Source organism: Bradyrhizobium sp. Ec3.3, assembly GCF_000472925.1.
Classification (GTDB): Bacteria; Pseudomonadota; Alphaproteobacteria; order Rhizobiales; family Xanthobacteraceae; genus Bradyrhizobium.
The window spans coordinates 125,560-139,537 of record NZ_AXAS01000019.1; the positions used below are offsets into that span (position 1 = coordinate 125,560).

Annotated in this window: 12 protein-coding genes; all 12 read right to left on the reverse strand. The window is 63.8% G+C overall.

Annotation, left to right across the window (positions count from 1 at the left end; genetic code table 11):
- Window position 1: 1 nt before the first annotated feature.
- Window positions 2-1,963 carry a hydantoinase B/oxoprolinase family protein gene (locus tag YUU_RS0121160; RefSeq protein ID WP_027524201.1) on the reverse strand — a complete coding sequence of 654 codons (1,962 nt, stop codon included), beginning with the start codon at window positions 1,961-1,963 and terminating at the stop codon, window positions 2-4.
- A gap of 4 nt (window positions 1,964-1,967) precedes the next feature.
- Window positions 1,968-3,992 (reverse strand): hydantoinase/oxoprolinase family protein, encoded by a 2,025-nt coding sequence (locus YUU_RS0121165; protein WP_027524202.1) that lies wholly within the window; start codon window positions 3,990-3,992, stop codon window positions 1,968-1,970.
- 170 nt (window positions 3,993-4,162) lie between these two features.
- A complete protein-coding gene (locus YUU_RS0121170) occupies window positions 4,163-5,122 on the reverse strand; it encodes a helix-turn-helix domain-containing protein (protein ID WP_027524203.1) in 960 nt (319 codons plus the stop codon).
- 106 nt (window positions 5,123-5,228) lie between these two features.
- Window positions 5,229-6,194 carry a LysR family transcriptional regulator gene (locus tag YUU_RS0121175; RefSeq protein WP_027524204.1) on the reverse strand — a complete coding sequence of 322 codons (966 nt, stop codon included), beginning with the start codon at window positions 6,192-6,194 and terminating at the stop codon, window positions 5,229-5,231.
- 172 nt (window positions 6,195-6,366) lie between these two features.
- Complete coding sequence (locus YUU_RS0121180; protein ID WP_027524205.1) at window positions 6,367-7,344, reverse strand: biotin-dependent carboxyltransferase family protein; 978 nt, start codon at window positions 7,342-7,344, stop codon at window positions 6,367-6,369.
- Window positions 7,334-8,209 carry an allophanate hydrolase subunit 1 gene (locus YUU_RS0121185; protein ID WP_027524206.1) on the reverse strand — a complete coding sequence of 292 codons (876 nt, stop codon included), beginning with the start codon at window positions 8,207-8,209 and terminating at the stop codon, window positions 7,334-7,336. The genes YUU_RS0121180 and YUU_RS0121185 overlap by 11 nt, the downstream gene beginning before the upstream one ends.
- 43 nt (window positions 8,210-8,252) lie before the next feature.
- A complete protein-coding gene (locus YUU_RS0121190; RefSeq protein ID WP_027524207.1) occupies window positions 8,253-9,647 on the reverse strand; it encodes an acetyl-CoA carboxylase biotin carboxylase subunit in 1,395 nt (464 codons plus the stop codon).
- A 16-nt stretch (window positions 9,648-9,663) separates the two neighbouring features.
- On the reverse strand, window positions 9,664-9,906 hold the full coding sequence (locus tag YUU_RS0121195) for an acetyl-CoA carboxylase (protein ID WP_027524208.1): 243 nt from the start codon (window positions 9,904-9,906) through the stop codon (window positions 9,664-9,666).
- 43 nt (window positions 9,907-9,949) lie between these two features.
- Window positions 9,950-10,678, reverse strand: a complete 729-nt coding sequence (gene pxpA / locus YUU_RS0121200) for a 5-oxoprolinase subunit PxpA (protein ID WP_027524209.1) — start codon at window positions 10,676-10,678, stop codon at window positions 9,950-9,952.
- A gap of 88 nt (window positions 10,679-10,766) precedes the next feature.
- A complete protein-coding gene (locus tag YUU_RS0121205; RefSeq protein WP_051389826.1) occupies window positions 10,767-11,954 on the reverse strand; it encodes an ABC transporter substrate-binding protein in 1,188 nt (395 codons plus the stop codon).
- A 30-nt stretch (window positions 11,955-11,984) separates the two neighbouring features.
- Window positions 11,985-13,058, reverse strand: a complete 1,074-nt coding sequence (locus tag YUU_RS0121210) for a branched-chain amino acid ABC transporter permease (protein ID WP_027524211.1) — start codon at window positions 13,056-13,058, stop codon at window positions 11,985-11,987.
- Between the two features lie 4 nt (window positions 13,059-13,062).
- Entirely contained in the window at window positions 13,063-13,977 is a 915-nt protein-coding gene (locus YUU_RS0121215; RefSeq protein ID WP_027524212.1) for a branched-chain amino acid ABC transporter permease, read from the reverse strand.
- Between the last annotated feature and the right edge of the window lies 1 nt (window position 13,978).

Sequence of the window (13,978 nt, forward strand, 5' to 3'; positions counted from 1 at the left end):
ATCAGCCCGCGGCCCATTTTGCGACCGAGCGCCGCTCGAAGACCTCGCGGAACTGACGCGTGGATTCGGGGAGGAGCCTGCCGTTCCCCCAGTCGAGGATCACGGCATGCTGGCGGATGACGTCGAGCGCATCGATCTCGCCGCTGCGATAGCGCGCGGCTACGATTTCCGGATCGAGCCTTGCATTGGCGACGCGCTCGGCCCTGAGCTTGGTGCGAAGCAAATCGGTCGCGGTCTTGTCGATCTCGTACTCGCACAGTTCGGCATCGATGATCTGCACCACCACGCCGTAGTCCTTGGCGGCGCGTGCGACCGACACATAGTCGTCCTTGATATCCTCGATCACAAGGCGCGGGTCCCGCTCCAGCGGATCGCCGAATCCGCCGCCGCCGGCTGTCGGACGCGAGAACACGTCGCCTTCGCCGATCGGAACGTCCGAGAAGATCGAGCCGAGGCGCTCCTCGGAATCTGCACCCGCGCGCTTCAACGTCAGGCCGTGCGGCATTGACGGTAGGCCGCCCTCGATGCCCCATACCACGGCACGCTCGCGGTCGCAGATGTAGGAGATCACGGTCTTCTCCGCCTGCAGCATGCGCGAGGTCTTCATCACGCCGGCGCCGCCGCGCCATTTCCCGGGACCGGGCGAGTCGGTCAGGATCTCGCACTTTGTGGTCAGGATCGGATTGGCGCGCTCCTGGCCTTCGACCGGCTGCGACATCAGGCCGGTGCCGAAGCAGGCGGTGGTGACGTTGCTGCCGTCCTTGCCATTGCGGCCGCCCCAGCCGCCCGGCAGCCAGTCGTAGAACATGAAGATCGGCTTGTCGGCGCTGCGGCCATCGAAGCCGCCGGTGAGCAGATATTCGAGATTGAAGGCGCAGGCGAGCGCGCGCTCGGGCATCAGCTTCGACCACATCTCGTAGATCGAGTTCATGATCTTCTCGAAGGGCATCAGGAAGCCGGTGACCGCAATCGGCCACTTCGCGTCGACGATCGAGCCTTCGGGCGCGATGATGTCGAAGCAGCGATAGAATCCGGAATTGAGCGGCAGGTCGGGGAAAAACGTCTTCATCCCGGCCGCCACCGCCGAGAAGGTCGCGCCGAAGGCCGAATTGTAGATCGAGCCGATGGTCGGATGGCTGCCGGTGAAATCGTAGATCGCGCGATCGCCCTTGATCGTCATCTTGATCTTGATCGGAATCATGCCTTCGCCGCCGGCCGGGTCACGATCGATGAAATCGACCGTCTCCCATTCGCCGTCGGGCAAGGCTGCGATGCGCTGGCGCGCGGAACGCTCGACATAGTCCTGGACCGCAGCGAGCCCGGTCTCGACGGTGTCGCGGCCGTATTTGCTGACGAGGCGCAGGATCTCGCGCTCGCACACCTGCGTCGCCTGCGCCTGCGCCTGGATGTCGCCGATGATCGAGGCGGGGTCACGGGTGTTGGAGGCGAGAAGATGCGCGACGTCCTTACGCAAGCCACGTTTGTCGAACAGGCGCACGGGAGTGATGCGCAGGCCTTCGCGGAACATCTCGCGGGCGGCGACGTCGAACGATCCCGGCACGCTGCCGCCGACGTCGGACCAGTGGCCATTCGACTGGCTGAAGGCGATGATCTTGCCGTCGGCGAAGATCGGCCGGATCAGCCGCACGTCGGAGAAATGTGTGCCGCCGGCATAGGGATCGTTGATCGCATAGACGTCCCCTTCATGCATGTCGCCCTCGAAGTGCCGCATGACGTCCTGGCAGGTGAAGTGCAACGTGCCGACATGGACCGCGATGTCCTGATTGCCCTGTGCAGCGCATTCGCCCTTGGCGTCGTGCAGCGCACTTGAGAAGTCGCGGTTGTAGATCACGAAGGAATAGCAGGTCCGAAGCACCTGCTCGCCCATCTGGTCGACGCTGGTGATGAAAGAGTTCTTGAGAACCTCGAAGGTCACGGGGTCGAGCGGGAGATCTGCGGCCATCGGCTCACTCCTTCACGCGGATGATGATGTTGAGATATTTGTCGACCTCGGCGCTGGCGCCGGGGGGCACGACGGTGGTCGCATCGACCTGCTCGATGATCGCAGGGCCCTGAAAGGAGAAGCCGCAAGGCAGGTCGTCGCGCGCGTAGACGGGCGTGTCGAGCCCGTTGCCGTCGAACCAGACCCTGCGGCTGCTGACCGGCTCAGGGATCACGCCGGTCGGCTTGTGGATGGCGAACTCGGCCTTGGGCACGACACCAATCGCCTTCAGATTGAGGCGGAAGAGGCTGACGGGCGAGTCGTCGCGGCGGAAATTGTATTCGCGCTGGTGCTCGGCATGGAAACTCTGCACGAGGTCGGCGACCTTGCCGATCGGGCGCGGCGCTGTGACGGCCAGCGAGCGCCATTGACCGCGATACATCATGTCGATCGAGCGCTGCAGCACGATGTCCTGCCGCGCTACGCCTTCATGGGTCAGTCGCGCCAGCGCTTCCTTCTCCAGCGCGGCGAACTGAGTCTCGATATCGGCGGCATCGGCCTCGTCGGCGCCGACCATGCAGCTTTGCGAGAAATCGTGCTGCATGTCGACCAGGAGGCAGCCGAGCGCAGACGTCACGCCTGGATTGGGCGGCACGATCACAACGGGGATCGCCAGCTCCCGTGCGACGTCGACGCCGTGCAGCGCGCCGGCGCCGCCGAAGGCGACGAGGGCGAAATCGCGTGGATCGTAGCCGCGGCTGATCGAGATCAGCCGCACGGCGTCCGACATGTTGGCGTTGGCGACCTTCAGGATGGCGTCGGCCGCCTCGTGCAGGCCGAGGCCGAACGGTTTTGCGACGCCATCCTCGACAGCCTTGCGGGCGAGCTCGGGGTCGAGCATGACCTTGCCGCCGGCCAGGCTCGTGCCGAGCCGGCCCATCGTGACGTTGGCGTCTGTGTTGGTCGGCTGGGTGTTGCCGTTGCCGTAGCAGGCCGGGCCCGGATAGGCGCCCGCCGACTGCGGGCCGTTGCGCAAGGAGCCGGCCGGATCGGTCCAGGCGAGCGAGCCGCCGCCCGCGCCGATGGTGAGCACCTCGATGGAAGCGAAGCGGATCGGATAACCGAACTCGATGTGCCAGTCCTTGGTGATGCGCGACTGGCCCTCATAAGCCAGCGACACGTCGGTGGAGGTGCCACCCATGTCGAGACCGATCGAGTGCGGGAAGCCGCAGAGGCCAGCGATGTAGCGGCTGGCGATGGCGCCCGCGGCGATGCCGGAGCCGGCGAGGCGGGCGGCGAAATCCTTTACGCTCGCCGGCGTCATGACGCCGCCCCCGGTGTGCAGCAGCAACAGGTCGCGCGTATAGCCTTCGTCGGCGAGACGATCGCCGAGGCGGCTCGTGTAACTCACGACGACGGGACTGACGACGGCGTTGGCGACCGTGGTCGAGAACCGCTCGTGCTCGAAGATTTCGGGGAGCACCTGCGAGGAGATCGAGACCGGGATGTCCGGCATCTCCTGCAGCAAGATCTCGCGCATGGCGCGCTCGTTTTCGCCGTTGAGATAGGCGTTCATGAAGCAGACCGCGATCGCGGCGACACCCCTTCGCTTCAGGATGCGCGCGACGTTGCGCGCGGCGTCGAGGTCAAGGGGCTGGATCACCTTGCCGGCGGCATCGACTCGCTCCGTCACCGTCAGCCGGTCGCGCCGCGGCACGTAGGGCCGGACGACGTCCTTGTAGGTGTCCCAGAGGTCTTCCTTGTTGGCGCGCCGGATCTCAATGACGTCGCGAAAGCCCTCCGTGCTGACGACGGCGGTGCGGGGCAGGCGGCGCGTGATCAGCGCGTTGGTGGCGACCGTGGTGCCGTGCGAGAACAAGGCGACCTTGGACAGATCGATTCCCGCCTTGGAGACGCCGCCCATGATCCCTTCGATCGGATCGCGCGTGGACGAGGTCTTCTCGATCCGGATGAGACCGGTCGTCTCATCCATAATGCAGATGTCGGTAAAGGTGCCGCCGACATCGACGGCCACGCGAAGGTTCTGCACGATGCGTCTTCCTTTCGAACAAGCGTTTCGCCGATCATAGGCAGATCGGCGGCTTGCGTTCTTGACGCTGAGCGCAGGAAGATTTGTGCGAGAGAGCGACGGGCAGGTGTGCCCGGATCGGCGGCGGGTTGCCTAAGAATCGATCACTCGGACGTCAGGTGACGTTGTTTTCAGGAATTGGAAGCGCGCGAGGTCGCTCGCGCCTCGCTCGGTGTGCGGCCGAACCGGCTGCGATAGTTGCGGCTGAATTGTGCCTGGTCGGCGAAGCCCCACTGATAGGCGATTTCCGAAATGCTCTTGCGGCAATTGGGATCGCGCAGCAGGGCATCGCACATCGAAAGGCGCTGGTTGCGAATATAGGCGCAGACGGTCATGCCCTCGCCCTCGAAAATCTGGTGCAGATATCGAAGCGAGATGCCGCAGCCATCGGCGATCATCTGGGGCGTGAGCCGCATGTCGTCGAGGCGAGTACGAATGAAATGCTCGCAGCGGAGCAGGTGGCCATTGCGCACGGACGAGGAGTGCCCGGTCAGCACGCGGTCGTCGGACTCGATGGCCATCGCCAGGAGCTCGATGAGGTGCTTGCCTATCATCGCGCGAGCTGTCTCGTCCATCTCGCCGATGCGGTCGCCGGCGAGGCGCAGCGTGTCGACGAACAGCGCACCGACGCTGCGGCTGGCGTCGATCTGCAGGGTTGCCAGGCGCTCGGGGCGGGAAATCCGCGCGCGCAGCACGGCGCTTGGGATCTTCAGCACCCAGAGCGCGGCAGGATCTTGATGGCTGAACTCATAGGGCAGGTGGCTGCGCTCGATCAGGAAGGCGCCCGGCTTGCAACGCACATCCCTGCCGTCCTGCTCGAATCGGATTTCCGCAAGCTCCGGCACGGTGATCAGGAAGCATTCGTTTCGCTCATTGAGCAGATGGCGTTCATGTCGCTTGTAGAGCAGGCCGTTGGAGGCCTGGCGGGACATCGAGACCGGCCCGAGCGACCACGCGCCCAGTGTGCCGTGAAAGTCCTGCCCCCCGAAAAAACGAAGGTCCAGCGAGTAATAAGTGCTGGAGACGACCTCCTGCCAGTACTGGCGCCGGGCTTGCAATGGAATGTCAGTAGTCGCGTACGTGACTTGCATGTCTCACTCCCGGCCGCCGGCTGTGCCTCCGGTCGTCTTGTCCCAGCGCGAGTGTGGCGAGGGCAGCCGGACGGCGTCAAGTCGAACAAATACGGAAACAGATATCTTAGATTTCGATCGCCTCCTCGGCCCGATGCCGATGGTCGAGGCTCACGGGGGGCCTGGCCGGGCCGACGCCGGCAACCGCAAAGCGCATGAAATCGAGGAATGCCTTGGCGTCTTCCGAGAGTTTTGTGTCGCGCCGCGAGGCGAGGCCCACGTCCATGCTGGGAACCTCATCCTCGATGACACGGGTCTCGATCCGCTGTCCCTCCAGCGACCAGGGCCGGTAGATCAGGTCGGACAGAATGGCGATACCCATGCCGCCTGCAACCATGGAGCGCACCGCTTCGACCGAGGAAGTGCGGAAGACCGTTTTCGGTTCGAGCGCCGCGTGGGTCCAATAGCGCATCGAGGTGTGCTTGGCCTCGTCGACGGTGAGCATAACGTAGGGATAGGTCGCGATCTCCGCGAGATGGACCCGCTCGGCGCGGGTCAGTGGATGTTCAGGCGCAAGCCACAGCCGGCGCGGCGACCGCAGCAGGGTCTCGCTGACGAGCATGGCATTGTCGCGCAGGTTGGAGACCAGCATCACCGCCAGATCGAGCGCGCCGTCGACGAGCGCACGTTCGAGCACGTCGCGCGGGGCCTCGAACAGTTCGATGGTGATACCGGGAAAGCTCGCCTGGAAGCGCATCTGGTGACGCGGCAGGAAATAGCCGGACACCGTGTAGGTCACGCCGATGCGCACCGTCCCGAACAGCGGCCCTGCGGACATATGCGTGCTCCGCACCGCTTCGGCGACCGCAGCAAGAATCTGACGGCCCTGGGACAGGAAACGGCTGCCTTCCATGGTGACGGTCACGCCGTTCGGCGTGCGCTCCAGGAGGCGTGCGCAAACGGTCGCTTCGAGCTGCTGGATCGCCGCGGTTACGGCCGATTGCGAGACGTTGAGGTCCATGGCCGCCTGGCTGATGCGTCCGGTCTCGGCAGCGGCGACGAAATAGCGGATCTGTTTCAGAGAAACGGACATCGCGGTTATTCCGATGTTTGCATAGTTCATGTCTGGTTTCTCAGCCCCAGCGCGTCCGTTGCAACTCTCGTGCCGAACGAGGAGGTTCGACCGCGGACGTGACGCGCAGACAGAGCTATTCACCCCGACCGCTGCCGGTCGGCGCGTTGACAGATCGTGCGTCCCCTGGCGATTACGCCAGGGCTGTCCGGAGCTTGCCCAGCAGCTCCGTCCGGTTCTTGCGGGCCGCAAGCGCCTGATCCATGCCGACCTTGACGAACCTCACCGGCGTGTTGGGCTGAAGCTGGCCGATCAAATCCATGTCTGCAGCAATCACGGTGCCGACCATGAAATAACCACCGCCCGAGACTGCGTCACGATGCAGCACGATCGGCTCGGTGCCGCCGGGCACCTGGATCGAGCCGTAGGGATAGCAGGCATCGGTGATGTTGGACGGATCGGAGCCGGCGCCGAACGGCGGTTCGCGTGGCACGAATTCGAGCGATTTGCCGCCCTTGAAACGGTAGCCGATGCGATCCGCTTCCGGAGCAACCTTCCAGGTGTCAGAGAAGAAGCCGTTGCCGGCGGCTTCGGTGATGCGGTGCCAGTAGAGCCCCGGCATGGCGCGCACCTCCGTCGGCATCCCGGCCGGCTGGCCGCGCAGGTCCCTCGTGACCGTACGGCCATCTTTCACTGCTGCTGCGACCTTGCCGACCGGCAGTTCGTCGCCGGCTTCCAGCTTTCGGCCCTTGAAGCCGCCGAGCGCGCCGAGCGCGTAGGTCGAGCGCGAGCCGAGAACGACGGGAACATCGATGCCGCCGGCGACCGCGATGTAGCCGCGCGCGCCCTGCTTGAGGAAATCGAACGAGAGGATCTGACCACGCCTTACCTTGAAGCTGGTCCAGGTCTCGCGCGGTTCGCCATCGAGCTTGGGTGGCAGCTCGGCGCCGGCAATCGCCACCGTGGCGTCCTCGGTGAATTCGAGTTCTGGCCCCATGAACACGGCTTCGAGCACGGCCGCACCTTCCGGGTTGCCGACGAGCAAATTAGCCGCCGCGAGCGCGTGACGGTCCATGCCGCCGGAAAGGGGGATGCCGATGTGATAGTAGCCGGGACGCCCGAGGTCCTGGACGGTGGTTGCAAGACCCGGCTTTAGAACCTTAATGGCCATGGAGGACTCCATCGAGCTTGCGGTTATAGGCATCAATATCGCGGTTGAACTCGGTCAGCGAGAACGAGACGTCGCGGATGATCGGCGCAAATCGCCCGGCATCGACGTCGGCGACCGCAGCGTCATAGGCCACCCGGTCGATCGGCTTCCACTTCACGATGTCGCCCGGCCTGAACAGGCACATGAAGTCGCGCAGATAACTGATCTTCTGATTTGGATCGTAGATCGGCATCGGCGTGATGCCGAACATCTGGTAGCCGCCCGCACCGCGCACCGAATAGATGCAACTGAAGCATCCACCGTGCCCGACGGTGAGCTTTGGCGTATCCGTGCGCGGCCGCAGGTATTTCGGCGCCTGAAGCTGCCGCTTGCGCTCCACCATCTGGTAGAGGAAGGGCAGGCCTGCGACGAAGCCGACCATCGAAACAAACCAGGGGGCGCTTGAATGCGCCTTGATGAAGGCATCGACGCCATCGAGCCCGTTGATGCGCGCGGCGTATTCGAGATCAGTCCCATTTGGATCCTGATGCCGCTCGCGGAAGCGCATCAGGGTCTCGTGCGTCCAGGGATCGTTGTAGAGCACGGGGATTTCGATGATCCGCGTCTTGATCACCGGCTCGGACTTCTCGGACCCCGTATCCAGTCGCTTCAGCTCGGTGAGGAGATCGTCGGGCTTGATCTGATCTGGATCGAACTTGATCTGATAGGATGCATTCGCCGGGCAGATCTCGGTCACGCCCTTGATCTTGGCGTCCCGCACCGCATTGGTGACGAAGAGACTTTTGAAGAATGCCTCCAGCGACATCGCTTCACCGACTTCGGCGAAGATATGCTCATCGCCGCCGAAGGAAAATCGGGTTTGCATGACTAGCGGCCTCCTGTTGCTGACGGGACGGTTTCTCTCGCGATCATGGCGCAACCTTTGCGGTCGGTAACGGTGCCGCAAGCGTCGCGGCATGGGATTCCAGCCATGGTTCGAGCCAGGCTGTGTGAAAGCGTCCGGCCTGCACGTCGGCGTCGCGGGTAAGCGCCTGATGCAGCGACTTCGTGGTCGCCAGGCCCTCGACGTTGAGCTCGGCAAGGGCGCGCTCGAGCTTTCGGATCGCGCTGGCCCGATCTTCGTCATGTACGATCAGCTTGGCGAGCAGGCTGTCGTAGAAGGGCGGCACCGTGTAGCCCTGATAGAGCATGCTGTCGAAGCGTACGCCGTCGCCGCCGGGTACGCCGAGTGCGCTGACGGTGCCCGGGTTCGGCGAGAAGTTTTTCGAGGGATCCTCGGCATTGATGCGGACCTCGATCGAATGACCGCTGACGCGCACCTCGTGCTGGCGGATTCGCAGGCGCTCGCCGCCGGCGATCCGGATCATCTCGCCCACGAGATCGATCCCGGTGATCATCTCCGTGACGGGATGCTCGACCTGGATGCGGGTATTCATTTCCAGGAAATAGAAGTCGTGGGTCCGGTCGTCGTAGAGATATTCGAGCGTTCCGGCGCCGCGATAGTTGACCGCTTGGGCCAGCGCGACAGCAGAGGCACAGAGTTTTTCACGGACAGCTGGAGCCAGCGAAGGCGAGGGCGCTTCTTCCCAGACTTTCTGGCGGCGACGCTGCAAAGAGCATTCGCGCTCGAAGCAATGGATGACATCGTGCCCGTCGCCGAGCACCTGTACCTCTATGTGTCGCGCGCCTTCGACCAGCTTCTCGACGTAAAGCCCGCCATCGCCGAACGCGGCGAGCGCTTCGGCCTGAGCCTGCGGCATCAGATGACGGAATTCCTCGGCCGAGCGCGCGATGCGGATCCCGCGCCCACCGCCGCCGGCCGCCGCCTTGATCATGACGGGAAAGCCCGTCTTGTCGACCAGCGCGAAGGCCTCGTCAATGGACTCCAGGCGACCGCGGCTGCCAGGGACAGTGGGAACGCCGGCCGAGGCAGCAGCTTCCCGCGCCGCGACCTTGTCGCCCATCAGCCGGATCGATTGCGCGGTCGGACCAACGAAGATCAGGCCTGACGCTTCGACAGCCCCGGCGAATTCGGCATTCTCGGCCAAGAACCCGTAGCCGGGATGGATGGCGTCCGCTCCGGCACTCTTGGCGGCCTCGAGGATGACGGCCTGGTTGAGATAGGATTTTGACGCCTGGGGCGGGCCGATCTCGATCGACTCGTCGGCGAGCCTGGTGGCGAGCGAGTCCTTGTCGGCCTTGCTATAGACCTGCACGGTCACAATGCCGAGCTCGCGCGCTGCGCGAATGATGCGCACCGCGATTTCGCCGCGATTGGCTATGAGGAGCTTTTTGATCGCCATGGAGATGCGACGAGCCTCAAACGTCGATTTCGGCGATCGGCTGACCGGCCATCACGGGCTCCTCGTTCTCGGCGAGGAACCGCAGGATCTTGCCAGCGGCGCCGGCCTTCACCTCGTTGAACGACTTCATCACCTCGACGAGCCCGATCGTGTCGCTGTCCGCGACCACGTCGCCGTCGTTCTTGTAGACCGGCTTGTCCGGTGCAGGCTTGCGGTAGAAGATGCCGGGAAGCGGCGAGAAGATTTGTTGGGTTGCCATGGGTTCCTCATGATGTGATTGCTTTGATTGTTGGCGCACCGGATCAGCGCGCGGTGAGGTAGGGACGGACCGCCTCGCGAACGGCTTCTGCGATCGCCACCGCGTTGGGCGTGTCGGAATGGATGCAGATCGAATCCGCGCCTACGGTGATGTCGTTTCCGGCCACCGTCCGCGTCTTGCCTTCGCTCACGGCGCGCGTGCACCGTGAGGCGGCATCGATGGGGTCCTTGGCCTCGTGTTCGCGGGTGATGATGAGGCTGCCGTCGGCGTTATAGTCGAGGTCGGCATAATATTCGGCGACGAATGTGTGGCCGCGCCGCTCATAAACCTTTTGATGCAGCGTTCCCTTCATGCCGAGCAGTGGCACCTTGTAGACGTCGGCCGCATCAGCCACGGCTTCGGCGATCTCCTCGTTGCGCGACGCCATGCCATAGAGCGCGCCGTGCGGCTTGATGTGGTTGAGCGTCATGCCCTCGGCGTCCAGGAATGCCTTGAGTGCTCCGATCTGATAGAGCAGGCAGTTGGCCAGCTCCTCGCGGCTGATCTTCATCTCCCTGCGGCCAAAGCCCTGCAAGTCCGGCAGCGAGGGGTGCGCGCCGACCTTGACGCCGAACTCCTTGGCGAGCTGCACCGTCTTGCGCATGTGATTGAAGTCGGAGGCATGAAAGCCGCAAGCGACGTTGGCGACGTCGATATGGGGCATCAGTGCCTTGTCGTCGCCCATCTTGTAGAGGCCGTAGGCCTCGCCCATGTCGCAGTTGATCACGACCATCTCTCCATTTCCTCCCAACGGCTTTGCAGACGAAGAAGCAAGGCCGTCCGGGGCGCGCCTGGCGTACCCCGGACGGCGCATTTGCGGGTTACTTGGACACCAGATAGTCGAGCGGAATCTTTTCCGAAATGGTCCACTGATCGACCACCTTCGGCTTGCCGGCCTCGGTGTCGACGATCAGGTAACGGCCCTGGTTCTGGTGGTGGATGTCCTTGGTGAAGGTGCGCGGCCCGAACAGCGTGGCTTCGTTGTTCATCTTCTCGAGCTCGACCACGACAGCGGCCGCATCGGTCGACTTGGCGCGTTCGACCGCCTTGGCCCAGACGTCGATCAGGACGTAGCCGGGATAGACGTACTGGCTGGACGGATCGCCACCGGTGACTTCCTTGTACTTCTTGTTGAACTCATTGACCTTGGGATTGGGATCGTCGCCATACACCGAGCCCTGCACGGGGACATAGAAGTTCGAGAGGTCAGGCACGGCGTTCAGCCAATAGCTGCCGTCGACGCCGGAGCCATTCAGGATCATCGACTTGATGCCGGCGGCGCGGATCTGCTTGATGGCGGAAACGGCACCCGGCATCATCGTGCAGAGCATGATGGCGTCGGGTTCCTTCGGCAGGCTCTTGATGCGCGTGATCTGCGAGGCGATCGAGGCGTCATCGTTCTTGAAAGTGTCGCTGCCGACGAGCTTGGCTTCCTTCAGGTGCGGCATCTGCCAGTCGAAGCCGTCGCAAATTCCCTTGTTGTAGACGGTCCAGCTATCGAGCAGCCGGTAGAAGTTGCGCGCGTTCTTCTTGTTGTAGGCCCATTCCGCCATGGTTGCGCCCTGTACGGCCGCGAGCACCGAGGCTGAGAACGAGAAGGGGCCGACGCCCGGAATGCCGGCCTTGATCGACTCCGCGCAGAGGAAGAAAGAAACCTTGCCGGCCGCCTGCGCTTGCAGCGCTGCGGGTGCGCCGAAATCGTAGTCGCAGGAGACGATGACGAGATCGGCGCCCTGGTCGAGCACTGCGAGGCCGGCTTTGGCGCCTTCGGCCTGGTCGGTCTTGGTGTCGGCGAAGACGGGCTTGATCTTCTTGCCGAGCAGGCCGCCGGCCTTGTTGATCTCGTCGATCCGGATCAGGGCCGCATCCTGCGCCGGCTTGTCGTAGGCCTGCATGAATCCGGATGCCGCGGTCGCGAAGCCGACGACGATCTCGTCGGCCGCCTGTGCCGGCGTGAACCCGAGCGCGGACGCTCCGGCCAGAAAGCCAAGTACTGTATTCAAACGCATGAGCCACTCCTCCAATTGAGCAAACGAACGTCAGTTCAGTTCCTTCAGCGCCGTCTGGACGGGGCGCGCCAGACGCCGCTGCAACGGCCATCCACGCCAGGAGAATTCCTGGTTGCGGGTCAGTCCCATGGGCAGGTACATCAGGATCACGATGGTGATGATGCCGATCGCGATCTCCTGGACGCCGTTCGGCAATGCGACGGTGTGGCCGCCGAGGCTGATGCCCTTCTCGAGATTGCGGAACAGCTCGATCAGTACCGACATCACAACCACGCCCGAGACGGCCCCGCTGAGGCTGTACATGCCGCCGACCACCAGCATCGACAGCGTGACGAAGGTCGTCCGCAGATAGAACGCGCCGGGATTCACTATGCTGAGGAAGTGCGCATAGAGCGCGCCCGCGAGCCCGATGATGAAGGCGCTGACGACGAACGCGATCAGCCGCTCGCGGACAATGTCGATACCGGAGGCGCTCGCCGCGACCGCTTCGTCGCGTGTGGCGCGAAGCGCAAGCCCCGAGCGCGAGATCGAATAGAGATAGGCGATCACGATCGCGACGGCGGCACCGAGCCAGCCGATCCAGACATTCATGGTCGGCGGAATGCCGACGATCGAGCCTTGTCCGCCCGTCACGGAGTCCCAGTTCGAATAGACGTTGTTGACGACGCCAAGCAGGCCGAAGGTCGCGATCGAGGCGGCGATGCCCGACAGGCGCATGATGACGCGCCCGATGATCAGCGCGAACAGTGCCGCGAACACGCCCGAGATCGGGGTCGCCACCCACATCGGCAGTTGCGTGTGCAGGAGCCAGGCCGGCAATCCCTTCAGCGTGATCGACTTCATCACCGGCGGAATGGCGAGCCAGGCGGTCATGTAGGCGCCAAGGCACATGAAGCTGATGTGGCCGAACGACAAGAGGCCGGAATTGCCGACGAAGACATAGAGCCCGACGACCACCATGATGTTGATGAACATCTCGACTGCAGTGCGGTTGAAGGCCCGGCTGCCGAACTGATAGGTGAGGGCGGCCATGATGAGCAGCGCCACGATCAGGATGATCGGTGTTACGATCGTCTGCCGGATGACGGAGGGCCGCGTCGACATACGATCAGACTCTCTGCTTGGAGGATTTCGGTGCGAACAGGCCCTGCGGCCGCACCAGGAGCACGACGATGACGGCGCCATAGACGAAGGCGTCGCGGAACACGCGGGCGTCGTGCGGCAAGGTTGCCTGGAACACGACGCTCGCCCCGCCGATCAGGAAGCCGGCGGCAACCGCTCCTGGAATGCTGCCGAGGCCGCCGATCACGGTCGCGATGAAGGCGATCAGCATCACGTTGGCGCCCATGCCGATATCGGCGGTGCCGGAGTTGGTGGCCAGGATCAGGCCGATCGCAGCGGCCAGCATGCCGCTGATGGCGAAGGCCAGCAGGATCACGCCGTTGGCGCGGACCCCGAGCATGCGGGCCATGGTGAAATTCTCCGCCGCCGCGCGCATCTCCAGCCCATAGCGCGTGCGCTTGAGGAACAGGACGAGCACGACCAGCACGACCAGCGTGATGATGATGGTCAGGATCTGGAGCATCGGAATGTGGGCCCCGAGGAATTCGACCGGCAGGCCCAGGCTCGGCCACAGTGTGATCGATTTCGGACGGCTCGAATACAACATCAAAAGGAGATGCCTGATGACGAAGCCGAGCGCGAAGGATGCAATCATCATCGTCGCCGGATTGGTGTTGCGGAAGCGGCGGAAGACGACGATCTCCGAGAGGACCGAAAGCACGGCACCAATCAGGAGGAGAAGCGGGATCAGCAGATAGAACGGCAGTTGGCCGGCAAATACGATCGCCGCTGCGTCGACCGAGGGCCACAGCATTGCGAACACGCAGAAGGCGATGAAATCGCCGTGGGCGAAATTGACGAGCCGCATGACACCGAAGATCAGGGCGATGCCGAGCGCGCCGAGGGCGTAGAGGCTGCCGAGGCTCAGGGCGTCGAAGACGATCTGCAGGATCTCCGTCATC